This window comes from Bacteroides intestinalis, assembly GCF_003464595.1.
GTDB lineage: Bacteria > Bacteroidota > Bacteroidia > Bacteroidales > Bacteroidaceae > Bacteroides > Bacteroides intestinalis_A.
In genome coordinates, this window is record NZ_QRZF01000002.1 from 1 (window position 1) to 24081 (window position 24081).

At 41.7% G+C, this 24081-nt stretch carries 18 protein-coding genes and 1 pseudogene; 9 read left to right on the top strand and 10 right to left on the bottom strand.

The features are described from left to right. From DWW10_RS02495 to DWW10_RS25950, 6 genes and pseudogenes are all read left to right on the top strand, one after another. Positions 1–130: pseudogene (locus tag DWW10_RS02495) on the top strand (UDP-N-acetylglucosamine 2-epimerase (non-hydrolyzing)); the annotation flags it as partial. Between the two features lie 8 nt (positions 131–138). Beyond that, positions 139–1350: a glycosyltransferase family 4 protein gene (locus DWW10_RS02500; RefSeq protein WP_022394447.1), complete on the top strand. Its 1212-nt coding sequence runs from the start codon at positions 139–141 to the stop codon at positions 1348–1350. Between the two features lie 27 nt (positions 1351–1377). Next, positions 1378–2274, top strand: coding sequence for an NAD-dependent epimerase/dehydratase family protein (locus DWW10_RS02505; protein ID WP_022394446.1), 897 nt, complete (start codon positions 1378–1380; stop codon positions 2272–2274). A 97-nt stretch (positions 2275–2371) separates the two neighbouring features. After that, positions 2372–3322, top strand: coding sequence for an MraY family glycosyltransferase (locus DWW10_RS02510; RefSeq protein ID WP_022394445.1), 951 nt, complete (start codon positions 2372–2374; stop codon positions 3320–3322). 148 nt (positions 3323–3470) lie between these two features. Next, a complete protein-coding gene (locus DWW10_RS02515) occupies positions 3471–3977 on the top strand; it encodes an HU family DNA-binding protein (RefSeq protein ID WP_022394444.1) in 507 nt (168 codons plus the stop codon). A gap of 93 nt (positions 3978–4070) precedes the next feature. After that, positions 4071–4166, top strand: coding sequence for a smalltalk protein (locus DWW10_RS25950; protein WP_022394443.1), 96 nt, complete (start codon positions 4071–4073; stop codon positions 4164–4166). A gap of 156 nt (positions 4167–4322) precedes the next feature. Here the strand turns inward: DWW10_RS25950 and DWW10_RS02520 are convergent, their stop codons facing one another. The 9 genes from DWW10_RS02520 to DWW10_RS02560 all read right to left on the bottom strand — a co-directional run bounded on the left by DWW10_RS02520 (position 4323) and on the right by DWW10_RS02560 (position 15281). Next, positions 4323–5207, bottom strand: a complete 885-nt coding sequence (locus DWW10_RS02520) for a TraB/GumN family protein (protein ID WP_118421067.1) — start codon at positions 5205–5207, stop codon at positions 4323–4325. 79 nt (positions 5208–5286) lie between these two features. After that, positions 5287–5799 (bottom strand): C40 family peptidase, encoded by a 513-nt coding sequence (locus DWW10_RS02525; RefSeq protein ID WP_022394441.1) that lies wholly within the window; start codon positions 5797–5799, stop codon positions 5287–5289. Then, complete coding sequence (locus DWW10_RS02530) at positions 5796–6641, bottom strand: ABC transporter ATP-binding protein (protein ID WP_022394440.1); 846 nt, start codon at positions 6639–6641, stop codon at positions 5796–5798. Before DWW10_RS02530 ends, DWW10_RS02525 begins: the two co-directional genes overlap by 4 nt. Before the next feature lie 8 nt (positions 6642–6649). Then, complete coding sequence (locus tag DWW10_RS02535) at positions 6650–8143, bottom strand: DUF5687 family protein (RefSeq protein ID WP_118421066.1); 1494 nt, start codon at positions 8141–8143, stop codon at positions 6650–6652. Between the two features lie 100 nt (positions 8144–8243). Then, complete coding sequence (locus tag DWW10_RS02540) at positions 8244–11081, bottom strand: M16 family metallopeptidase (RefSeq protein ID WP_022394438.1); 2838 nt, start codon at positions 11079–11081, stop codon at positions 8244–8246. 151 nt (positions 11082–11232) lie between these two features. Beyond that, positions 11233–12036, bottom strand: coding sequence for a 3-deoxy-8-phosphooctulonate synthase (kdsA, locus tag DWW10_RS02545; RefSeq protein ID WP_022394437.1), 804 nt, complete (start codon positions 12034–12036; stop codon positions 11233–11235). Positions 12037–12134: 98 nt separating this feature from the next. Next, positions 12135–13061 (bottom strand): diacylglycerol/lipid kinase family protein, encoded by a 927-nt coding sequence (locus tag DWW10_RS02550; RefSeq protein WP_022394436.1) that lies wholly within the window; start codon positions 13059–13061, stop codon positions 12135–12137. A 75-nt stretch (positions 13062–13136) separates the two neighbouring features. Then, a complete protein-coding gene (gene miaA, locus DWW10_RS02555; protein WP_022394435.1) occupies positions 13137–14057 on the bottom strand; it encodes a tRNA (adenosine(37)-N6)-dimethylallyltransferase MiaA in 921 nt (306 codons plus the stop codon). Between the two features lie 474 nt (positions 14058–14531). Then, entirely contained in the window at positions 14532–15281 is a 750-nt protein-coding gene (locus tag DWW10_RS02560) for a DeoR/GlpR family DNA-binding transcription regulator (protein WP_022394434.1), read from the bottom strand. Between the two features lie 229 nt (positions 15282–15510). Between DWW10_RS02560 and DWW10_RS02565 the strand changes: the two genes are divergently transcribed. Further along, on the top strand, positions 15511–16026 hold the full coding sequence (locus DWW10_RS02565) for a 5' nucleotidase, NT5C type (RefSeq protein WP_022394433.1): 516 nt from the start codon (positions 15511–15513) through the stop codon (positions 16024–16026). A gap of 82 nt (positions 16027–16108) precedes the next feature. Here DWW10_RS02565 and DWW10_RS02570 read toward each other — a convergent pair whose 3' ends face one another. Beyond that, entirely contained in the window at positions 16109–18928 is a 2820-nt protein-coding gene (locus tag DWW10_RS02570) for a M16 family metallopeptidase (RefSeq protein ID WP_022394432.1), read from the bottom strand. A gap of 248 nt (positions 18929–19176) precedes the next feature. On the opposite strand from DWW10_RS02570, the gene DWW10_RS02575 reads away from it, so the two are divergent. Next, positions 19177–21675 carry a glycosyl hydrolase 115 family protein gene (locus tag DWW10_RS02575; RefSeq protein ID WP_022394431.1) on the top strand — a complete coding sequence of 833 codons (2499 nt, stop codon included), beginning with the start codon at positions 19177–19179 and terminating at the stop codon, positions 21673–21675. A 22-nt stretch (positions 21676–21697) separates the two neighbouring features. Further along, a complete protein-coding gene (locus DWW10_RS02580) occupies positions 21698–23626 on the top strand; it encodes a sialate O-acetylesterase (RefSeq protein WP_022394430.1) in 1929 nt (642 codons plus the stop codon). Positions 23627–24081: the final 455 nt, after the last annotated feature.

Below are 24081 nucleotides of genomic sequence, written 5' to 3' on the forward strand. Positions count from 1 at the left end.
GATGAATCGTGCCGGAGCTTTGGGTATCCCTGTCGATGACTATACGGATGAGAATGTTTCGGTTAAGGTTGTGAAACTGATTCAGAGCTACACTGGGGTAGTGGATAAGATGGTTTGGAGAAAATATTGATATACTATATGCGTTCTAAAAGAATATGGGTTATTTCAGAAATCTATTATCCCATTAAGACTTCGACAGGCTATTATGTAACTGAAATCGCTGAATATCTGTCAACTAAGGGCCTTGATGTTCATGTGATATGTACCGGTTCTACCTATGGTGAGGGAGAATCTATGCCCCTTTTAAGAGAAGAGTACCATAAAGGAGTAAATATCCATCGAGTTTTCCCTCCTAATCTCGACAAAAATAATTTCTTTAAAAGAACCTTGAGATTATTTTTTTCTAGTTTCCGATTATTTTTGAAGGTGTTGTTTTTGGTACAAAGAGGTGATGAATTATTAGTAGTAACTAATCCGGCATTTTTGATTCTGATGATGCCTTATGTAGCATGGAGGAAGAAGATTAATTATACAATTCTTGTGCATGACATTTTTCCTGAGAATTTAGTAGCAATAAACAAAATGTCATCTTCTTCGATTGCTTATAAATGTTTAAAACGAGTTTATGATAAGGCTTATTCTAAAGCTCGTATTTGCATTTCAATAGGGCGCGATATGACTGAAGTCTTAATATCTAAAACTTGTGCGAATACTAAGATTTCTTTTATTCCAATATGGGCAGAGAATAAAGTCATTTATCCATTGGATAAAAGGGATACCCATTTGTATAAAAAATTAAAACTAGAAGGAAAATTCGTTTTTCAGTTTGCTGGTAATTTAGGTCATGCACAGGGCATTGATAATCTTTTGGCTGCAATAGAAAAGATAGATATTGAAGATATACATTTTGTGTTTATAGGGGGAGGGGCGAAGTTCGATGAGATTTCTTCGTTTATTAGTCATAGAGAGCAAAAGAATATTTCATTATTGGGTTTTCAAGACCGTTCACAGCAGAATGATTTCCTGAATGTATGTGATATTGGAATTGTTACGTTGAATGATGGCATGTATGGTTTGGGAGTACCTTCCAAATCATATAACATATTGGCTGCAGGTAAACCTATACTATATATCGGTGATGATAACTCGGAAATAGCTTTATGTATTAAAGAATTTACTTTAGGCTGGATTGTGGCACCTAATGATCCACATGCATTAAAGAATATGATTGAATTCATATATGATAATAAAAATAATCTGTCTTCTATAAGAAATAATGCCAGAACTGTATCAGACACCATATTCGCTAAAGATCAGATATTGGAAAGATATTATACCTTATTAAAGTAATTGTAGCTATATTAATTTTGCTTTTAAATGAAACTTTTATTTACTGGTGCTTCCGGTTTTCTGGGTAACAATATACGCCCTTTTTTAGAGAAAACCTATGATATTGTAACAATTGGTTTATCGCCGCAAGATAATTATATCGTAGATCTTTCAAAAGAAGTCCCGGAATTGCATGATAGATGTAATGTCGTATTGCATGCTGCTGGGAAAGCTCATTTTATTCCCAAAACAACACTGGAAGAACAGATTTTTTTTGATGTGAATTTGCAAGGTACCAAGAATCTTTGTTCTGCATTAGAAAAGGTTGGAACTCCTATATCTTTTATTTTTATTTCTACAGTAGCAGTGTATGGCTGCGATTATGGAGAGAATATAACAGAAGAACATCCTTTGAATGGAACTACGCCTTATGCAATGAGTAAGTATTTGGCAGAGGAATACCTACAGAAATGGTGTTATGAGCATAATGTAGTTTTAGGGATTATTCGTCCTTCATTGATTGTAGGTCCTAATCCCCCTGGTAATTTAGGAGCGATGATAAACGGTATCCGTAGTGGAAGATATTTCAGTATTGCGGGTAGTAAGGCACGTAAGAGTGTGTTAATGGTACAGGATATTGCTAATTTAGTTCCTTTACTTGCCGAACGAGGAGGTATATACAATGTATGTGATAGTTATCAACCTACATTCAGGGAATTGGAAATACTGATTTGTCAGCAGATGAATAAATCATTACCTTTATCAATTCCTTATTGGTTGGCTAAAGGAATGGCTTTGCTCGGAGATTGTTTCGGTAAGAAAGCACCTATTAATTCTTTAAAATTAGGTAAAATAACAAAATCACTGACTTTTAGTAACGATAAGGCAAAATGTGAGTTGGGATGGGAACCAATGAACGTGTTGGAAAATTTTAAAATACAATGAGATTATTCTCTGGAGTCATTCTTTCTATTATTGGAATTATGGTGCTTCTGTTTGTAGGCATGCAAATCTGGTTTCATTGGATTAATAAAAATGAATAATGTATTATGTTATGATTTTGGTTCTGCTATTTATAGCAGAACTTTTTTATTTTAAGATAGCCGATAAGTGTAATATCATTGATAAACCTAACGAGAGAAGTTCTCATACTCGGGTTACTTTGCGTGGTGGTGGAATTATCTTTTACTTTGGTGCTTTAGCATATTTCCTGAGTAATGAATGGGAATATCTTTGGTTTATATTGGCATTAACTCTGGTCACATTTATCAGTTTTGTAGATGATATCCGTTCTACCTCCCAAAGGCTAAGGCTTGTGTTTCACTTTTCTGCTATGACTTTGATGTTCTATCAATGGGGGCTTTTTTCTCTTTCCTGGTGGTGGATGATCATTGCATTGATAATTTGTACGGGTATCATCAATGCCTATAATTTCATGGATGGTATTAATGGCATTACAGGTGGTTATTCGCTGGTTATTCTTGGTGCACTAGCTTATATTAATGCTGAAATAACGCAATTTGTAGAACCTGCTCTAATCTATACGGTTCTCTGTTCCGTCTTAGTCTTTTGTTTCTTCAATTTCCGTAAGAAAGCGAAGTGCTTTGCCGGTGATGTAGGCTCTGTGAGTATTGCTTTTATTATTCTTTTCCTGATTGGGAAGCTAATTATTCAGACAGAAGATTTCAGTTGGATAATCCTATTGGTAGTTTATGGCGTCGATAGTGTTTTGACTATCATTCACCGTTTGATGCTTCATGAAAATATAGGTTTACCCCACCGAAAGCACATGTATCAGTTGATGGCGAATGAGTTGAAAATGCCTCATGTGATAGTATCATTGATCTATATGGCAGTACAAGCAGTTGTAATAATAGGATATATAGAATGTTTGGATCATGGCTATATATTTTTGCTATGCACTGTTCTATTACTTAGTTTTATATATATATGGTTTATGAGGAAATTCTTCCGATTACATCAAAATGCTTAAGATCAATTAATTATATATTAATATTAGAAAACAGCTCCTGGTGGGCTGTTTTTTTTGTTTATACCTGGTAATATCTTCACCTTTGCACTGTTGATCAACACAAGCTAATAAAAATGAAGTTGAATTTAAAAGCAAAAGGAGAAAGATTATGCCTTTATTGTATTATGCGAGACAATCGCAATTGAAAACGAAAGAAGGTGCTAAGCAGTGGCATCTGGCATTGAAGAAAGTGGGAAGAGCTGTTAATCTGCAGCAGTTGGGAGAAATGGTGGCTGAAAAGTGTTCGGCAACACCGGGTGATGTACATAATGTGGTCAGAAACCTGATGTCGGTGATGCGTTTACAGTTGTTGAACAGCCGTTCGGTTCGTCTGGATGGTTTGGGAACATTTACGGTGATTGCACGAACACGCGGAAAGGGTGTGGATGCAGAGAAGGATGTGAGTCCGAATCAGGTGACGTCATTACATTTTATGTTTACTCCTGAATATACACGTCCGGCTGCTCTGGGAACTACCCGGGCTTTGTGGCAGGGTGTTGAATTTGAGAAGTGGACGGGTAAGGATGTTTCTTCCGATGATGGTAAAGATCCGGATGATGGTAACGGAGGTGGTTCCGGTGGAGACGGAGGTATTGAAGATGATCCTCTGGGATAGGGTCTAAAGCTGGGGCTTTAGAATTTAAAGAATTAGAAATTAAAAATTAAAGGCTGCGCAGTCTATGAATTATTGAAATGCAAAGTAATTGATATGAAAAAGACGGTTTGGGATAAGATTTTAAAAATTGTAATCGCTGTAGCATCGGCGGTGTTGGGAGCTTTAGGAGCCAATACGATGAATATGTGATGATGAACATATACTAAGATTAGAGGGTATGTCGGGGGTATTTCCTGATGTACCCTTTTTTATAAAAGCGGGTGACCACAAATCACTTGCAATCACCCGGTATCTTGCATTTTCTTAGTTTTCAGAAAATGTCAGTAAAGAGAGAATTTATAGTTTTTATTTCATAGGTTCTACAGTATATCCCTGCTGTTTCAGCAGATTCAGGACTCCGTTAGTTCCTGGCAGGTGGCCTGCACCGACAACAAAAAGGGTAGGAGCATCCTTTATGAGAGCAGGCATTTTCTCAATCCATGCTTTGTTACGGTTATCCAGCATAGCTTCCATTTCGCCCGGTTGCGGATCGCACGAGCTGCCATCACGTTCTTCTATCAGCTTCAGCATTTCATCCAGGTTCTGAGCCTTGTATGCGTTGTTGAGACGTTTAGTTTGTTCCATAGCTTTATCTATGTCACTTACGAGGCAATAGAGTAAGTTTGCCTGACGCTGTAGAGTCTGACTTTTAAATAGCATATCTAACTGAGACTGCGGAGTTTCCAAACCACCTATTTTTTTACCGCTTTGTAATGCTTGTTGCTGGAAGTAAGTATCTAATTGCTCCTGTGGATTAAAACCACCCAGATGCTTCATGCATAATATCAGGGTCAGTTGTTGGGTTATGGCAGCGGGTTTTAATTTGCCCAACATGGCTATATCTGCCATCAGGTTCTCTTTCACTACCTTGCCTACTACTTCATATTGTTCCGGGGTAAAAAGTTTCTGGAGAGTAGTGTCGCCTGCCATCATCATGCTTTGTTGCATTACCTGCATGAACTCGGGTGACATCATATCGGACATGACTACTTCTCCGTATACCTGAGTAGTACCTTCTATGGCTTGTGGCAATCCGGCAATGCTATCTTTGATACTGAGAGGTGCCAGATGGTGGGTACCTAAAATGTATGAGGGCTTTTCTTGTCCGTTACCGGAGATTTTCCAAAGTAATTGTGCGTTGGCGTTCAGCGCAAGGCCGATAAAGAGAAGGACACCTAAAATCTTTTTCATCATTTTTCCTTTTTAAAGTTTTATTTGAACTATAAGTCGGGGAGGGAAAGGAAAAATCACAGGGGAAGAAAAAAGATTCTTATTTTACTCTGCCGCCGCAAAGCCAGTATTGCGTATAGTATTGTTCGTTGAGGCTACTGACAATAACTCCTTTGCTGGTACTTGCATGAATAAACTTCCCGTTTTTGAGATAGATACCCACGTGTGCCACCCTCTTCTTAGATGCACGGCTGGTGAAAAACACCAAATCTCCCTCACGCAAATTGCGGCGGGAGACTTTGTTGCTTTCTTTAAGTAGACCATCGGTGCTTCTGGCCAAACGGATATTATATACTTCTTTATAGAGTTGCGATACCAGTCCGGAACAATCTACTCCGTGCTTGTTGTCACCGCCTGCGCGGTAGCGGACACCCATCCACTCCGCAGAGGCAATGTACAACTTGTGGTTATCTTCCATATTTATGTCAACACCCATGCGGACAGAAGCTTTTGCCAGTGCCTTGTAATTGAGCCGGGGCGCTGATGTATGGCATGAGCTTAAACTGAATGTCAATCCGATGAGGGCAACTATATATAAGAAGTATTTTTTCATTCCTGTTCTTCTTTCTTTTCCGGTTGAGTGGAGGGTTCTTCAGTGATAGGTTCCTCAGCAATAGTTTCTTCAATGATTGTTTCCTGAACAGGTGTTTCTTCAATCACTGTTTCTGCCAGTTCTTCCTCAATTTCTTCTTCCACTCTTATGTTGAAGTAATCTTCAAGTTCTTTTTCTGCTGAGTTATGTTCATTTTGTATGTCACGGATGATGATACCATTTTCCAGCAAAGCAATGCGAGGGCATACGTCTACTGTATGGTTCAGGTTGTGGCTTGAAATGATAACCGTGGCATGGTGATCTTCATTATACTTCTTCAGCAGGTGTTTGATGATGGACTGTGAACTCGGATCAAGGAAGTTGAACGGTTCGTCCAGGATCAGCAATTGCGGATGATGCAGCATAGCGGATATGATACCGATTTTCTGCTTGTTTCCGGCAGAGAAGTTACGGATGAACTTCTTTTGTCCGATGACCTCATTATTCATGAATCGTTCGAAAGGAAGCAGGCGCTCATCTACTTCTTCTTTCTTCAGATCGTACATCTTACCGATAAAGTAGAAGTACTCTTCGGGAGTAAGGTAATCGATCAGGAAGCCATCATCGATGAAAGCACCGGTGAATTGTTTCCAGTCTTCGCTTTTGGCTACATCGATATCATTAATGGTTACATTGCCTTGATCTGCCTGGAGTAAGTCCAGCATCAGGCGGAAAAGGGTTGTTTTACCAGCTCCGTTGTTGCCTACCAAACCCAGCATGTCACCTTGTTCTATGACATATTTGTCAATATCTACGGCTTTCTTTTGGCCGAAGTTTTTTTGAAGATTGTTTATCTCTATCATATTCGTAATTATTTTTGTCTACTATCGTGAAATCCTTCCATATTCTTATACCGGCGCTTCATGAAGCGATGGTATACATTCCTTAACCACCATCTTGAAGTTAGGATAAATACAAGCCCGATACCAATAAGTACCCATGGTGTAGCTTCTTTGCCAACCGTTACCTTTAACCCGAACATCAGTAGTAGGGGCACACCAAATGCACCAGCTGAAATAAGGTTCTGTAATCCTGTTCCCACGTTTTGACGACCGGTCATCTTGGCATTCAGATTGAGGGTCTTGTTATTGTACACTGCCAGTTGGAACATGCAGAAATAGACGCAGCCCGGAACAAATACAAGCCATGAGATACATTGCAAGACAGATACCCTACCTGTCACCATACCGGGGATCATCAGTATAAACGGAATGATTAGAGCCAGGCTATATAAAATATATTTAGCACGTAGTAACGAATAGATGGATTCTTTACGACTCATTAGCCCGTCAATGTAGTTGCCCTCGTAGCTCATTAGAGGCGAGAGGAACAGAATACCGAAGATGATATAGTTGTAAAGCACGAAGAAGTCGCGTGCCCCTCCCTCATAAAGGTCAGAAAAACTGATAATGAGGCTAAAAGCTAATACTACAGCAGTGATGTTATAGAGTGATTTTTTGCAGACTTTATTACGAAGCAACAGCTTCAACTCTAACCGGATATATTCACCGATTTCACCATAACGATCCAGAAATTTGTATTCGGATACAGTCTTTACCTGTACGGTTGTATCTTCTACCTTGTTTAGTTCGTTATAGACTAATCTTTGCATGATACTCCTGTTGATGAACCACATGATAGCAATGGCTACCAGAACTCCGATAAACGTCAGTATATTTCCGGTGATGAATCCTTCACCCAAATTGACTGAAAAGGCAAATATCGGGCTGTTGTCCGGAATGAAAAGTGCAGCAGCAATACCACCATATACGGCTACCGGTAGGAGGAACCACCAGATGCGTTCGTCCATCAACGTACGGCACAATAAATACCAGTAATTATTGAATACGATAAGTAGCCAAATACCAATACAATAGGTCAACACACCTGCCACTCCATAAAACTTAGTAACTGTGATGATGGCAAATGGGACAAACAAGAAGAGCCAGAGCAGATTGAAACTGTTAAGCCCGGAACGCAGGAGAAGGAAGTCAATCAGACGACTCCGTTTTACGGGAAGCAGTAAGTAGGGTTTGACTTCCTGTGTAGGTGTCTTCAGGAAGGGTAAGCGCATGAGAAAGTCGAGGGCGAGCACAAATATGAGTCCGCTGTTCATTACATGGTAGGCTTCTCTGGCTCCACCGTCGAAAGCAAAGGCGAAGGTTGTTCCGAAGAATATGAGATAAGCTGCCCAGAACACACTCATGAAGTACATCCAAAACTTTCCGAACTTGCTCTTCTCGTACATCGGATGTCGCTTTTCTGCTAACTTTCCATGTTTACGTAGCTCAAGAAATAGATTCATGTTTTTAGTGATTAGTCGTTAGTGATTAATTGGTGATTAGTCGTTAGTGATTAGTGATAAGAACTGTATTTTCACTTATCACTAATCACTACTTCCTTAATCACTTTTTAGGTACCGTCATCGTTACCTCGATCTCATTACCTTGTTTCAGCAAGTCTGCTGCAAACTTCTGGATATCTTTGGCAGTGATACTGTTTACGATATCTGTATATCCTTGCGTCATATCCATATTATAGTAGAAGTAATCGTTCAGGTTGTTCAGCCAGTATGCATTTTCCTTTTGGTTATCAGCATACTTTTTTAACATGTACTCTTTTACCTTCTGCAAATGTACATCAGACGGTCCTTCTGCTGCCAGTTTCTTCAGCTCGTCTACTACGATACCGGCCAGTTTATCTTTCTTTTCAGGATCGGTCTGGAAGACAATCTGCATCAGCAATTGTTCTTTCGGATACTTCTGTAAGCTACCCATACAGTTTACACCGTATGTACCGCCTTCTTTTTCGCGTACTTCTTCTGTATAAACCATGTTCAGCACCTGGGTCATATAGCTCAACAGAATTTCATTTTTCAATGTATAAGGAGTTTTTCCGGTATACAGGAATACGATAGTTGCCATTGGCGTCTGTTGCTCTTTGGCAAATTCGTTCTTGTATGTACCTTTGCGGATCTCCATCTTGGTATCCTTGAAAGTCTCTTTACGGTTGATGGCAGGCAATGCACCCAGATATTCTGCAATCAGCGGTTTAGCTGTTTCCAGGTCAATGTTTCCAACGAAATAGAATGTAAAGTCGCTGGCATCTTTGAAACGGTCATTGTACATTTCCAGAATACGGTCATAGTTGATCTGATCTACCATTTCCGGTTTCATTATTACCATGCGCGGATGGTTGTTGTACATGGCTTTCTGCAATGTGTCGTTGATGGAAGAAAGCGGATTAGCTTGTGCACTTTCCAGTTCGGCCTTTGTACGGTTCTTATAAGACTCGAATGCTTCCATGTCCTTGCGGGGGGCGGTGAATGTGAGATAAGTCAACTGCATCATGGTCTCGAAGTCTTTCGGAGAACAAGTTCCGAATACATTTTCAGTAGTAGCACCCAGTCCGGCACGAACAGAAACTTTCTTTCCGGCCAATACCTTTGTAAGGTCTACCTGGCTGAAGTTACCCAAACCACCTACAGCAACCACATTGTCCATAACAGCAAAGTTCAGTGCGTCCTTATCGGGGAAAAGAGATTTACCACCCAGGCTGGTTGCTTTCATACGGATCTCATCTGCCTTGAAATCAGTTTTCTTGATGTAAACAGTTACACCGTTGGACAGAACAAGCTTCGTACTACCATAGATTTCACCTTCTTTCTCAGATACGATTTTGCCACCTTTCGGTGCTTCTTTCATCAGAGGTTCATCAGAAACCTTGTCAACATACGGTTGCAGATCGAGGCTCTTCATACCTTTCAGCAAAGCAATAACTTCTTCTTTCTGCGGATATTTTAATCCTTCTTTTTCGGGACCGGCAATGATAACTACCTGGTTGCTGTCCGGAATGAGTTGCTGGATTGCCATGTTTATAGCCTGTACCGGGAGGTTAGGAGCCAACTGGTTCATCATGGCATATTCTGTTTCAATACCGGGGATAGGTTCGGCATCCAGGAAGTTACGTACATACTCACGTACATAAGAACCGTGTTTGGTCTTCTCACGCTCATTGTATGCAGATTCCAGACGTTGCAGATAGTTAGCGCGGGCACGGGCGTATTCAGATTCAGTGAAACCGAAACGACGGGCGCGTTCTGCTTCTTGTAACAGGACTTTCAGGGCTTCTTCAATACCGTTCGCTTTACTTGAGGCTGAAAGATTGAGGGCCTCTTTGGTTTTAGCTACAAAGAAATTACCGTAACTGCTATATGCACGGTTAAACGGCGGATTAGCGCTCTGGGTCAGCTCACTCAGACGTGCGTTCAGCATACTGGTGATCATGCTTGTCATATACTGGGAAGCCAGATAACCTACGTTATTCTTTTCTGAATCGGGAGTTGCATCTTGTTTGAAGTAAACCTCGATAGACGGATCGTCTACTTCCTTATCTGTACCGATGGCTACGATAGGTTCCTTATTATCGGCAACAGGATAATAAACACGTTCTGCCGGATTTACAGCCTTCTGTACGTCGGCAAATACTGCTTTCAGTTTGGCTTCTACAGCGTCCACATCAATGTCACCTACGATAACGATACCTTGCAAATCGGGACGATACCATTTGTGATAATAGTCACGAATATCTTTGTAGGGGAAGTTATTGATCACATCGATAGAACCGATAGGCATACAATCGGCGTATTTGTCACCCGGATATATGGTGGGAAGCAGGTCGGTATAAACGCGCAACATACCACTGTTACGACTACGCCATTCTTCACGGATCACTCCACGTTCCTTGTCTATCTCGTCATCTTTGAGCAGGATGTAGTTAGACCAGTCGTGCAGAACCAGCAAACAAGAGTCCAATACACCGGCACGGTCTATCGGGGCATTGCTAATATTGTAGACGGTTTCGTCTATGCTGGTGTAGGCATTTAAGTTTGTTCCAAATTTGATACCTACGGTTTCACACCAGGGGATAACGCCGAGGCCTTTGTCATCGCCGGGGAAATTCTTTGTGCCATTGAAAGCCATGTGCTCCAGAAAGTGAGCAAGACCACGTTGTTGCGGCTCTTCGAGGATGGAACCTACTTTCTGGGCAATATAAAATTCAGCCCGGTTTTCGGGCAATTTGTTATGACGGATGTAATACGTCAAGCCATTGTCTAATTGGCCGATACGGACATTCTTGTCCACGGGAAGAGGCGGAAACTGCATTTGCTGTGCTACCGCTTGTTGGAAACTGGCGCATAAAACGAATGCTACCACCAGTAAACTACGAAATGAATGTTTCATATTAATGAAGATTAAAATTGTTTCTTGCTCTATTTGTCGAAAGACAGAAAAAGAAATCACAAGAGGAGGATTGTTTTTTTACACAAATGGGAATCTAGCGGCAAAACTTGCTAAATTCCCATTTATCTCAGTGCACTTTACAAGAGTGAACTTATTCTTTTATAGCCTCTCTTATCCGTACTAACTTAGTCAGCAATCTTTCCAGCAGATCCAGCTTCAGCATGTTGGCGCCATCGCTCTTGGCTATTTCGGGATGCTCATGTGTTTCAATAAACAATCCGTCGACACCTACGGCAATACCGGCTTTGGCTACAGTTTCAATGAGCTGTGGCATACCACCTGTAACTCCGCTTGTCTGATTGGGTTGTTGCAGCGAGTGGGTGACGTCCAGAATAACCGGATAACCGAAAGTTTGCATCTCCGGTATTCCACGGTAGTCTACAACGAGATCCTGATATCCGAAAGTCGTTCCACGTTCGGTGATCATCACCTCCTTATTGCCGGCTTCCACTACCTTTTCTGCAGCAAAGCGCATGGCAAGAGGGGAGAGGAACTGACCTTTTTTGATATTTACGACCTTTCCTGTCTTTGCGGCAGCTATCAGAATGTCCGTCTGACGGCAGAGAAATGCCGGAATCTGTAGTACGTCCACGTATTCGGCAGCCATGGCAGCCTCCTCGGCAGAATGAATATCTGTAACTGTGGGCACGCCAAACGTATCATGTACTTTCTGCAATACTTTCAGTGCTTTTTCATCACCTATTCCCATAAATGAGTCCAGGCGTGAACGGTTTGCCTTGCGGTAAGAACCTTTAAAGATGTAGGGAATCTGTAGTTTCTCTGTGATGTTTACCACACGTTCGGCAATGCGCATTGCCATTTCTTCCCCTTCAATCACACAAGGACCTGCCAATAAAAAGAAATTTCCGGCAGGGTTATTTTTTAATTCAATCATAAGTATTTAGTGTTTAGTGATTAATGATAAGTGATTAGCAGGTGATAGCACAGCTTGCTAATCACTTATCACTAAACGTTAATCGTTAATCGTTATTCTTAGTTGGGTATAATCAAGGTGATTGCCTCATGCATAATGCCGATGTCCAACGGGAAGTGCCTGTCGAGGAGGCGTCCATCCAGATCGACAGAGGCATTTTGTGCACGCAGTACTTTCACTTTCTGTGTCCGGTAGGGCATTACGACCTTATGGTTTAATATACGTCCCTGAATCAGCATCCATAAGCCTGATACAAGTTGTAGCAATTCCGGGCGGTAGATAACGGATACATCGAGCCAGCCGTTATAGGGAACGGCGCTGGGAGCTTGTCCATATCCCCATGCACTACCGATGCAAACCGTCATGATACGTCCGCGGATATGTTCTCCGTTTATTTTAAGATGCATCCGGTAAAGCTTGCGTTCAAAGAAAAGCGAAATGAGTGCCATGAGGTAAGATAAGAATTTCACTCCCCAGAAACGTTTGGTCTGATCACTGATCTTCACAATGCGGGCTCCTAACCCGATATTGATGGCATTGAGGAAATAACGGGTGACGTGCTTCTCGCCGTCGTAATAATTACAGAAGCCGACATCGATTTTCCTGCGACGGTTGTTGATGATGCAATCCACCGCATCTTTGTATTCCGAGGTCATTTCCCAGTATTTGGCGAAGTCATTCCCGATACCGTTCGGAATGATGCCTATGGCGATTTCTCTTTTATCTTCTGCATTGGACGACATGATGCCGTTAATAGCATCATTCAGTGCACCGTCACCACCTACTACGACAATAGTGCGGTATCCGTTATTGGCAAGAATACCGGCCAAACGTTCCACTGATCCGAACCCCTCGGACTGCACGTAGTCATAAGACACGCCTTTGCTGTCCATATATTCTTTTATTTCTTTCCACCGTTTCTGCACTTTTCGTGTGCCGGCTTTGGGGTTATATATCACTCCCCACTTTTCGGGTTCTACGCTCATATTGTTATCTCTTAGTAAAGTCCTACATAATCATTAGTTACCCTCCCAGGCTCCGTCTTTGCTGCTCCAAAGATACTAATTCCCTTTGAGTTTCGCTTGTACAAAAGCAATCTTTTCTTCCATCGGCAGCCCGGCATCCATCCAGTGAATGGTAAATCCGCGGCGTTCCATCCCCCGGAACCAGGTCATCTGCCGTTTGGCAAATTGGTGAATGGCGATTTCCAGTTCCTGGTACATCTCTTCGTAAGTCAGCTTGCCGATGACGTAAAGCGTCAGATACTTGTACTCCAGGCCGTAATAAATCAAGTCATCCGGTTGGATGCCTTGCTCTATCAGCCGGCGCACTTCATCCACCATTCCTTCGTCCAGACGTTGGCGCAGTCGGCGGGATATCTTTTCGCGACGTAATTCCCGGTCTATATCCACACCGATGATGAGGCTGTTCAGTTGGGGGAATGTACGCTCGTCTACCGGTGTATGTGCGTAATATTCTTCTATTTCAATCGCACGGATAGCACGCTTGGCTGTATCTACATCCGTTGTGTTGTGCAAGGTCTTGTACTGTTGCAGTATCCCGGTTAATTCTTCCAAAGACTTATCAGCCAGCCGTGCACGCAGTTCCGGATTTTCGGGAACAGGGAGCAACTTATACCCTTTCAATACGGACTCCAAGTATAACCCTGTACCTCCACACAAAACGGGTAATTTCCTTTTTTGTTTAATAGTCTCGTAAGCTGTCAGAAAATCACGTTGATATTCGAAAACATTGTATTTGTACCCTGGATCGGCAATATCAATCAGATGATAAGGGATTTGTTTACCATTTACGGTGTAGTCGATGAGGTCTTTACCCGTACCAAGGTCCATGCCACGGTAGATTTGCCGGGAATCCGCACTGATGATTTCGGTGTCAAGAACATTTGCCAGTGCCGCAGCAAAAGGAGTTTTTCCGGAAGCGGTAGGACCTAATATAGCTATCAAATCATAGTCAGGCATAAGTCGTTTTGATTATTTTTCTACAAAGATAATGTAATCCAAAAGCAATGCAAAATAAGCTTGCTTATTTTTAGTGCTAAGATGTAACTAATCTTCGCTTTTGAACAAAGATATGAAAAAGGAAGTGAAAAACGAAGAAGATTTTCTTAAAGGGTGTTATAAATACACTGTTTTCGCACACGGAGCTTGCAAAATTCAGAAAAGTCCGTACCTTTGCACTGTGTTTTCATAGTATTAGATTTAAGGTTAACAAAGGTTGGAGTACAGCGGTACTCCTTTTTTTATGTCCATACCTCATCTTCACACTGTCGACTCCCTTTACTAAAAAACTTATTCAGATAGATATATCTTCCTCATACGTGTTGCTTAGGTTTGCCTATACTACTCCCTACCTTCTCCCTCTCTATATATTAGGAGTAGGTAAGGAGTAGGTAAGGAGAAGGTAGGGAGTAGGTAGGGAGATGATAAGAGGAATTACACGAGCACATACGAGTGTTTGGGCCAATGCTGCCTGATATAATCTATTTTCTGATCTTCTGTCACTAAATAATCCACATCTCCCAAAGAAGCGATGCTGTATGCTTCTGCAGTGTTCAGTTTATGACTATCGGCTAATACGATTCGTTTTTGTGCTCTTTCCATCATAAAGCGTTTGATGAGTGCTTCTTCCCGGTCGGGACCTGTCAGACCCTGATGGGGGTGTACGCTGCATATCCCAAGTACGAGCCAGTCCGGGCGTACGGTTTGCAGGGCTTGAAAAACAGAAACGCCGACCGTCACCTGTGAAGAGGGGAATACTTTCCCGCCTAAGAATATTAAATCCAGTTTAGGATGATTGAAGAGGGCATTTACTATCGGAAAGCTGTTGGTATATACGGTCAGTTCCATATCTGTGGGGAGGCGTCGGGCGACTTCCAGATTGGATGTTCCGCCATCTATCAACAGTACGTCTCCTGAACGGAATAGTGGGATGACTTTGGAGGCTATCTGTTGTTTTTCTTCAATTCCCGTGTTCATCCGGTCCGTAAATTCTATCGGGATACCTGATTTGGCAACAGCTCCACCATGAACTTTAGTCAATAATCCACGTTCATCCAGTTCTATCAGGTCACGGCGAAGTGTGTCGTCCGATACTCCTAACTCTGTGCTTAATGTTGTAATATAAACCCGGTAATTCTGATTTATCTGGTTTAATATGTACTGTTGTCTTTCCTCTTTCAGCATATTCTTATATTAATTAAAGTTGCATATATCCGCAAATATATATATCTTTCGTAAGAAAACCTACGAATTATGCGCGATTTTATGTAAATATGCGGTTATTTGCGGAAAATGTTTTGCGGGAATATGAAACCCGAAAGAATCTGAAAAATCCCGCATAGAGGTTTTCTACTGATTCAGGATGTTTAAATATAAAAACGAAAAGCAAATCGTTAAATAAAACAAAAAAAGTATGAAACAGAAAGTATTAGTAGACATGGATGGTGTGTTGGCAGATGTGTATTCACAGTACATTGCCTTGGAGTACAAGGATACCGGTGTAAAGCCGGTTCTGGAGGATTTATATGGAAAAACGGAAGAGGAATCTTTTCCTTCATTCCATAAGTATGTACGAAGTAAGGGGTTCTTTGAAACAGCCCCGCTGCTACCGGATGCAGTGAAAGGATTGAAATATCTGAATGATAAATATAAGGTGCTGATTGTCTCTTCCGCAACAGAGTTCCCCAATAGCCTGACGGAGAAACAAAGATGGCTGAATGAGTATTTCCCCTTTATTACTTGGGAACAAATGATATTCTGTGGACGTAAAGATAGTATTCAGGGTGATATTATGATCGACGATCATCCCAAGAACCTGAGGACTTTTGGAGGACGGAGAATATTGTTTACCCAACCTCATAATATGTGTATAGATGAAGCCAGTTATCAGCGTGTATCGGGTTGGGAGGAGATAATGAATCTGCTGTAGATGCGTGGAGGCGATGAAGTTTAATAGAGAAGGCTGCACTAATTTTAAAACATAGTGCAGCCTTCCTATTATATTACTATTGTTACTCTTTATCAGGACTGATCATTGAGACTTCTATCTCATTTTTCTGTTTGAACAGGTCAGAGGCAAACTTTTGAATATCTTTTGCCGTAATACTGTTGACTATTTGTTCATAGTCTTTTATCGGATTCATTCCGGTGAACAAGTATTCATCAATACTTCCCATCCAGTAGCTGTTTTCTTTCAGGTCTTCGGCGTGCTTCTTCAACATAAACTCCTTCACCTTGTTAAGATTGGCTTCCGACGGCCCCTCTTTGGATATGCATTCTATTTCGGCAAAGATGATTTTCATCAGTTTCTCTCTTTTAGAAGGTGCTGTATCGAAAACAATTTGTATTCCAGCTATTTCCTTCGGATATTTGGAGAGATTGCCACCTACATATACCCCATAAGTTCCGCCTTCATCTTCGCGTACTTTCTCGGTATAAACTAAATCCATAATCTGGCAAGTCATGTCCTGCAGAATGGAATTCTTTAAATCATATTTGCACGTACCGATGAAACTGACGAAGTTAGAGGCTTTAGCTGTTTCTTGTTCACGGACGAACTCATTCTTATATACACCTTTGCGGTATTCTATCTTGTTATCCTTGAATGATTCCTTACGGTTGATGGCAGGCAATGCTCCTAGGTATTCGGCTATGAGTGGTTTCATACTTTCAACGTCTACATTACCCACGAGGATGAAGGTAAAGTCGCTGGCATCCTTGTAACGGTCTTGGTACATTGCCAGGATTTTATCATAATCCATATTGTCAATCATATCGGCCTTCATGCGGATGGTACGGGGATGTCCCATTTGCAATGCAAAGGTAATACTGTCGCTGAATGCAACGTTCGGGTTCATTTCCTGGTTCAGTAATGCTGCTCTGTTGCGGTTCTTATAAGATGCAAAAGCTTCATCATCACGGCGCGGAGCAGTGAATGTCAGATAGGTGAGTTGCATCATCGTTTCAAAGTCTTTCGGAGAACAGTAGCCATTGACTGTTTCGGTCTTATCACCGATACCGTAACTTACGGAAGCCCTTTTGCCTGCCAATACCTTTTCAAGATCTACAGCGCTGAAATTGCCTAAACCGCCTGCTGAAACGGCATCCAGGCCGTTGATGTTGATGATTTCAGAGTTGGGAAACAGTGAACTTCCACCTAGGCTTACACCCTTCATGGTAATCTCATCAGCTTTGAAGTCAGTTTTCTTGATGATAACTTTTACTCCGTTGGATAATGTCAGCATGGTAGTGCCGAATACATCATCTTTTTGTTCGGAGATGATTTTTCCACCTTTCGGGGCTTCTTTCATCAAGGGCTCGTCTGATACTTTGTCTACATACGGAGTCAGCTTCTCGGCTTTTACATCTTTCAGAATCTTCTTGATAGCTTCTTCTGTCGGCATTTTCAGCTCCTCCTTTTCGGGACCGAAAATGGCGACTACCTGGTTGGTATCTGTTATCAACATCTGCATCATCTGATTCAATGCTTGTACGGGGATGGCCGGAGCTATTTGGTTGATGATGGCATATTCGTTTTCAATACCCGGTATGGGTTCGTTGTCGAGGAAGTGGCGTACATATTCATCAATATATTCCTCGTTCCTACGTGTATCACGTTCGTTGTAGTCAGATTCCATATTGCGCAGATATTCGGCACGGGCACGTTGGTATTCGCTTTCAGTGAAACCAAACTGGCGGGCACGCTCCATTTCGCGGACCAGGGTGGTGATACCGTTTTCCACTGCATCTTCTTTGCAAACAACGATGCCGGTAAAGGCTTGTTTGGTTTTTGCAACGAAGAAATCTCCATCATAGGTTCCTGCGTAGATATATGGAGGGTTGGCAGCTTGAAGCAGTTCGTTCAGTCGGGCATTCAGCATGTTATTGATGAGGTCGATGGCATAGTCTTGTATCAGATAATTCATATTGCCTTTTTCTGAGTCGGGAGTTGCTTCGTGTTTGTTAAAGATGATAGCTTGGATATGGGGTTGTTCCTTATCCCGGGCAATCAGCACAATCGGTTCTTTATTGTCATTTACCGGATAATATTCGCGTTTGGCGGCATTGGGTTGTGCGGGAACATCGGCAAACAGTTTCTTAATCTGTGCTTCGATGGCATCTACATCTACGTCTCCCACCACAACTATACCTTGCAAATCGGGACGATACCACTTTTCATAATAATCTCTTAGTGTCTGCGGCTTGAAGTTCATCACTACATCCATGGTTCCGATGGGGAAACAAGTGGCATACTTGGTACCGGCAAACATGGCAGGGAGCAACTTTTCCTGGAAACGTTGCACTGCACTCATGCGTGTACGCCATTCTTCGTTGATGACTCCGCGTTCTTTATCAATCTCTTTAGGGTCCAGAGTCAGGTCATTGCTCCAGTCGTGTAGAATTAATAAACAAGAATCGATGGCTCCCGGAGTATTGACGGGTACATTCGAAATATTATATACGGTTTCATCTACTGAGGTGTAGGCATTCAGGTTTTCACCGAACTTAACTCCAATGCGTTCCAGATATTGTTTCAGAGCATCACCCGGGAAGTGGGTAGTTCCGTTAAAGCACATGTGTTCGAGGAAATGTGCCAGACCGCGTTGGTTCTCTTCTTCCTGGATGGAACCTACTTTCTGAGCGATATAAAAGTCTGCCCGTTCGGCGGGGAGATTGTTTTTGCGGATATAGTAAGTTAAGCCGTTATCCAGTTTTCCGATGCGTACATTGGAATCGATGGGAATAGGAGGCATTTGTTGTGCAAGAGCCTGTTGGAAATTACAGCATACGACAAATGCTATAATCAATAAATTACGAAATAGATGTTTCATGTTTATGAATATTAAAATTGTTTCTTGCTATATTTGTCAGAGAAGAACGAGGAAAATCACAAGGTGCGGATTGTTTTTTTGTAATTATGGTTGTTTGCAGGGCGGATGTTACATGAATGGAAATTTATGTAACATGAAAATGCCGGATGTAACATCGACTATAGTAAGTGGGAACATGCGGAATAAGAAAATAGATTGTAATAGACTATTTTTGTACAAGACAGAAATTAATTAAAAAGTATCATACCATGAAAACAAAAATTAGTTGGGTTATCTATTGCTTGATGAGTTTAGTGCTATTACAGCCATTATCTGCGGCAGAACGGTTTGTTGCAAATGAGGGGAGTGGTTTTGTCTGGATACAGCAGGGAAAAGCTTATCCCATATTGATAGATCCGCAGGAAGATAAGGGCGTAGTGCGTGCCGTAGTAAATTTACAGACAGATGCGGGTAAGGTAACGGGTGTTACCCCTGAAATTATTAACTCTGCATCCGGGAGGCGTATGCTGATTGTCGGTTCTATAGAAAATAGTTCTTGGATTAAACAATTGTTGCAGTCCGGGAAGATCAATGCGGCTGATTTGCAGGGTAAACGTGAAAAATATATTCTACAGACTGTGAAGAATCCCATAGACGGGGTAGAAGAAGCGGTGGTGATTGCCGGTAGTGATAAACGTGGTACTATTTATGGCATTTATGAACTTGCCCGGCAGATGGGAGTATCTCCCTGGTATTTCTGGGCGGATGTACCGGTAGAAAAACATGATGTTATATCTATCAAGGAAGGAATTTATACAGATGGTGAGCCTGCTGTGAAGTATCGCGGTATTTTCCTGAATGATGAATGGCCTTCTTTGGGTGGATGGGCCAGTGCTACTTTCGGTGGTTTTAACAGTAAATTCTATGAAACTGTATTCGAATTGGTGCTTCGCTTGAAAGGAAACTTTATGTGGCCTGCTATGTGGAATAGTGCCTTCTATGATGATGATCCGATGAATGGTCCGTTGGCCAATGAAATGGGAATTGTAATGAGTACCTCTCACCATGAACCGATGGGACAAGCTCAGAAAGACTGGAAACGTCGTGGAACAGGGGAATGGAACTATAACACAAATGCTGCCGTATTGCGTGACTTCTGGCAGAAAGGTATGGAACGCTGTAAAGATTGGGAAGCGGTGATAACTCTTGCTATGCGTGGTGATGGTGATGAACCGATGAGTGAAGATGCAAATATTTCCCTGTTACAGAATATTGTGAAAGATCAGCGGAAGATTATAGAAAAAGTTACTGGTAAGAAGGCGAAAGAAACTCCACAGGTGTGGGCACTTTATAAGGAAGTACAGGATTATTATGATAAAGGTATGCGAGTACCTGACGACGTAACACTACTGCTCTGTGATGATAACTGGGGGAATGTACGTAAATTGCCCGACTTGAAAGCTAAGCCCCGCAAGGGTGGTTATGGCATGTATTATCATTTCGATTATGTAGGAGCTCCCCGCAACTCTAAATGGATAAATATCACCCAGATACAGCGTACATGGGAGCAGATGACTCTGACTTATGACTATGGTGTACGTGAACTGTGGGTGGTGAATGTGGGCGATCTGAAACCAATGGAGTATCCGATCACTTTCTTCCTGGATATGGCCTGGAATCCGCAACGTTTCAACGAAAATAATCTGTTCCAGCATACAATAGATTTCTGTCGTCAGCAGTTTGGTGGAAACTATGCCGAAGAGTCAGCCCGTCTGATTGATACTTATACTAAATATAATCGTAGGGTGACTCCGGAAATGTTGGATGACAGGACTTACAGCCTGGAAAATTATAATGAATGGCAGAGTGTAAAAGATGAGTATGCCGCATTATGCCTGGATGCCTTGAAAATTTATTATCTGATGCCTGCTGAGTATCGGGATGCTTTTGATCAATTGGTACTTTTCCCGATACAAGCATGTTCCAACCTATATGATATGTATTATGCCGTAGCGATGAATCGTAAACTGGTAGAGGCCAATGATGTGCAAGCCAATAAATGGGCTGATAAGGCACGTGCATGTTTTGAACGTGATTCTGTATTGACTTATCACTATAACCATATAATGAGTGGTGGCAAATGGAATCATATCATGGATCAGACACATATTGGATATAAATCCTGGAATGATCCGAAACATAATATTATGCCTAAAGTTACTTTTGTTCCGGAACCTCGTATTGCCCCTGCACCACCTGTATTTGTAGAAAAGGATGGATATGTATCTATTGAAGCGGAACATTATACCCGTTCAGCTAACAGTATATCTGCTAATTGGGTTACAATTCCAAATCTGGGACGTACGTTGTCTGCTGTCACTACTTTACCTGCCACAGCCGTTCCGGGAGCAGATATGTATTTGGAATATGATTTTGAAACGGAGAAAAGTGGGGATGCTACAGTTATCGTTCGTTTTTCTTCTACTTTGAATTTCAATGATTATAAAGGATTGCGTTATGCGGTTTCACTGGATGGCGGCGACGAACAGATAGTCAACATCAACGGTGATTATAAAGGTGAACTTGGCAGATTGCAGGCGGAGCACATTATTACTACCCAAACGAAACATTTGCTTGATAAGAAAGAAAAGCATACCTTGCGCATCCGTCCGCTTGATCCGGCACTTGTTATGCAGAAAATAATGATTGACTTGGGAGGTTTGAAGCCTTCTTTCCTGGGAGCACCTGAAAGTTTTATAAAGGAGTAGGAATGTTGAAAATGACAATATTATGAGATACAAATTTACTTTATTGGTAGTACTGGCCTGTATATGTTCTGTATGGGCTGAGGCTAAGGTTAAACTCCCCTCCGTTCTTTCGGATGGAATGGTATTGCAACGTGAAAGTCCCATTAAGATATGGGGGACAGCTGAACCGGGTGAGGATGTAGTGGTAACTTTTAAGAAGAAGAAATACACGGCAAAGGCTGATGAGAATGGCAGATGGCTGGTCATGCTTCCTGCTATGAAGGCTGGCGGCCCTTATGAGATGACGGTGAATGAAGTGATAGTAAAAGATATCCTGGTAGGGGATGTGTGGCTGTGTTCAGGGCAATCGAATATGGAACTGACCGTGGCACGTGTAGCGGATATGTTTGGCAAGGAAACGGCTGTTTACGAAAATTCAATGATCCGTTACGTTAAAACTCCCTATGGTAATGATTTGCATGGTCCGAAAGAAGATATTTCCCGGATGAACTGGACATCCTTGAATCCGGAGGTTGCTCAGTCTTATGCCGCACTACCTTATTTTTTTGCTATAGAGATGTATAATGAGACGAAAGTTCCTGTCGGGATTATTAATTCAAGTTGGGGAGGAAGTTCTATTGAGGCTTGGATGAGTGAGGATGCTCTACAGGAGTTCCCAAAGAATTTGCGTGAAAGGGATATTTATAATTCTGACGAATATAAGGTCTTGATGAATAAGGCAGGTGGTATGATGTCGAGGTTTTGGAATCTCTCTTTGTATAAAGGGGATGAAGGACTTCATGCTCCGGTCAAGTGGTATGAACCGGAATTGGATGATTCCGATTGGGAGGAAGTGAATATGTTTTCTTATCAATTGGGTACTAAAAATGGTTATCCGGTAAGTGGTTCACATTGGTTCCGCCAGGATATTCGTCTTACGGCTGAGCAAGCTGATAAAGATGCCGTATTGCGTTTGGGTTGTATGGTGAATGCAGACTCTGTGTATGTGAATGGTGTCTTTGTAGGTACTACTTCGTATCAATATCCGCCACGTATTTATAAAGTTCCTGCATCGGTATTGAAAGCAGGTGAGAATCTGGTGACGGTTCGTCTTATCAATTCAGGGGGTCGCCCCAGCTTTGTAAAAGACAAGCCCTATTGTATGGCGATAGACGGAGACACGGTTCGTTTGACGGAACAATGGAAATATAGAATAGGTTGTGAAATGCCTGCCGGAAGAGGTGGTGTATCTTTTCAGAATATTCCGACCGGCATGTATAATTCCATGATTTCTCCTTTGCGAAATTTGCATTTTAAAGGAGCTTTGTGGTATCAGGGTGAGACAAATGCAGGACGTCCGGGTGAATATGAGGCTTTATTGACTGCAATGATAAAAGATTGGCGAGTGAAGTTTGCAGATGAAAATCTCCCGTTCTTTATTATGCAGCTACCCAATTTTATGCAGACGCATCCGCAGCCTGTAGAGAGTGGTTGGGCGGGTATGCGAGAGGCTCAACGGCAAGTGACCTTGAAGTTGTCTAATACTTCTTTAGTCGTGGCAATAGACTTGGGAGAGTGGAATGATATTCATCCATTGAATAAGAAAGAACTGGCAAGAAGAGTGGCACTTCAGGTTAAGAAGAAGGTATATGGTCATAAGGATATAGTTCATAGCGGTCCATTATGTACATCTGTATCTGTTGAAGGAGAAAAGACCATTCTCTCTTTTGAGGAAGGAACAAATGATTTAATGCCTGTAGCCCAACTGAAAGGTTTTGCACTGGCAGGAGCAGACGGACGTTTTAAATGGGCAAAGGCTGCTATAGAAGGCAATAAGGTGGTGGTTTGGAGTGAAGGCATTACTCAGCCCATAAAGGTTCGTTACGCTTGGGATGATAATCCCCAAGAGGCTAACCTGAAGAATAAGGCAGGGCTTCCGGCTTCGCCGTTTCAAATGGAGATAGTAAAGTAGATGGGGATTTTATAGGTTTGCCAATCGTCCGGTTTTAATCTGTAATTTACAGTAAAGGTACACGGTTATCTAACATAGGTAACCGTGTTTTTTTATCTATTTCTTTAAATGTGTTAATTGCCCTTTTGCTAAATGAATAGGACAAGGGAGTTTTTTTGCCTCTAACAAGTGGGTTACATATCTTTTGCGGTGCGTTACAAACCGTTTTTTCTTCCGTTTTTTGAGCCTTTTTTTACCTGTTTCAAAGTACTCTGAATGGTCGCTTTTTTAGTAAAATATATTTCGGATTTATAAGATTTTGTTTTAGATATAACTATTTTATAATGAGTGTTTTATGTGCTATTATGTAATGCTTTCAAAAAAAAATGTAACATCAAAAAGAAAGATGTAATACTGTCAAAAAAACGTGTAGCATGAATGTGCGAATTGTTCCGTTTATGTTGGATACATTTGCT

Excerpts from the sequence above, each read along its gene's own strand:
- DWW10_RS25950 (WP_022394443.1), top strand. The coding sequence starts at position 4,071 with ATGAAAAAGACGGTTTGGGATAAGATTTTAAAAATTGTAATCGCTGTA.
- DWW10_RS02570 (WP_022394432.1), bottom strand. The coding sequence starts at position 18,928 with ATGAAACATCTATTTCGTAATTTATTGATTATAGCATTTGTCGTATGC.
- DWW10_RS02515 (WP_022394444.1), top strand. The coding sequence starts at position 3,471 with ATGCCTTTATTGTATTATGCGAGACAATCGCAATTGAAAACGAAAGAA.
- DWW10_RS02520 (WP_118421067.1), bottom strand. The coding sequence starts at position 5,207 with ATGAAAAAGATTTTAGGTGTCCTTCTCTTTATCGGCCTTGCGCTGAAC.
- DWW10_RS02535 (WP_118421066.1), bottom strand. The coding sequence starts at position 8,143 with ATGAATCTATTTCTTGAGCTACGTAAACATGGAAAGTTAGCAGAAAAG.
- DWW10_RS02580 (WP_022394430.1), top strand. The coding sequence starts at position 21,698 with ATGAGATACAAATTTACTTTATTGGTAGTACTGGCCTGTATATGTTCT.
- DWW10_RS02560 (WP_022394434.1), bottom strand. The coding sequence starts at position 15,281 with ATGCTGAAAGAGGAAAGACAACAGTACATATTAAACCAGATAAATCAG.
- DWW10_RS02505 (WP_022394446.1), top strand. The coding sequence starts at position 1,378 with ATGAAACTTTTATTTACTGGTGCTTCCGGTTTTCTGGGTAACAATATA.
- DWW10_RS02540 (WP_022394438.1), bottom strand. The coding sequence starts at position 11,081 with ATGAAACATTCATTTCGTAGTTTACTGGTGGTAGCATTCGTTTTATGC.
- DWW10_RS02565 (WP_022394433.1), top strand. The coding sequence starts at position 15,511 with ATGAAACAGAAAGTATTAGTAGACATGGATGGTGTGTTGGCAGATGTG.
- DWW10_RS02575 (WP_022394431.1), top strand. The coding sequence starts at position 19,177 with ATGAAAACAAAAATTAGTTGGGTTATCTATTGCTTGATGAGTTTAGTG.
- DWW10_RS02550 (WP_022394436.1), bottom strand. The coding sequence starts at position 13,061 with ATGAGCGTAGAACCCGAAAAGTGGGGAGTGATATATAACCCCAAAGCC.
- DWW10_RS02525 (WP_022394441.1), bottom strand. The coding sequence starts at position 5,799 with ATGAAAAAATACTTCTTATATATAGTTGCCCTCATCGGATTGACATTC.
- DWW10_RS02500 (WP_022394447.1), top strand. The coding sequence starts at position 139 with ATGCGTTCTAAAAGAATATGGGTTATTTCAGAAATCTATTATCCCATT.
- kdsA (WP_022394437.1), bottom strand. The coding sequence starts at position 12,036 with ATGATTGAATTAAAAAATAACCCTGCCGGAAATTTCTTTTTATTGGCA.
- DWW10_RS02510 (WP_022394445.1), top strand. The coding sequence starts at position 2,372 with ATGTATTATGTTATGATTTTGGTTCTGCTATTTATAGCAGAACTTTTT.
- DWW10_RS02530 (WP_022394440.1), bottom strand. The coding sequence starts at position 6,641 with ATGATAGAGATAAACAATCTTCAAAAAAACTTCGGCCAAAAGAAAGCC.
- miaA (WP_022394435.1), bottom strand. The coding sequence starts at position 14,057 with ATGCCTGACTATGATTTGATAGCTATATTAGGTCCTACCGCTTCCGGA.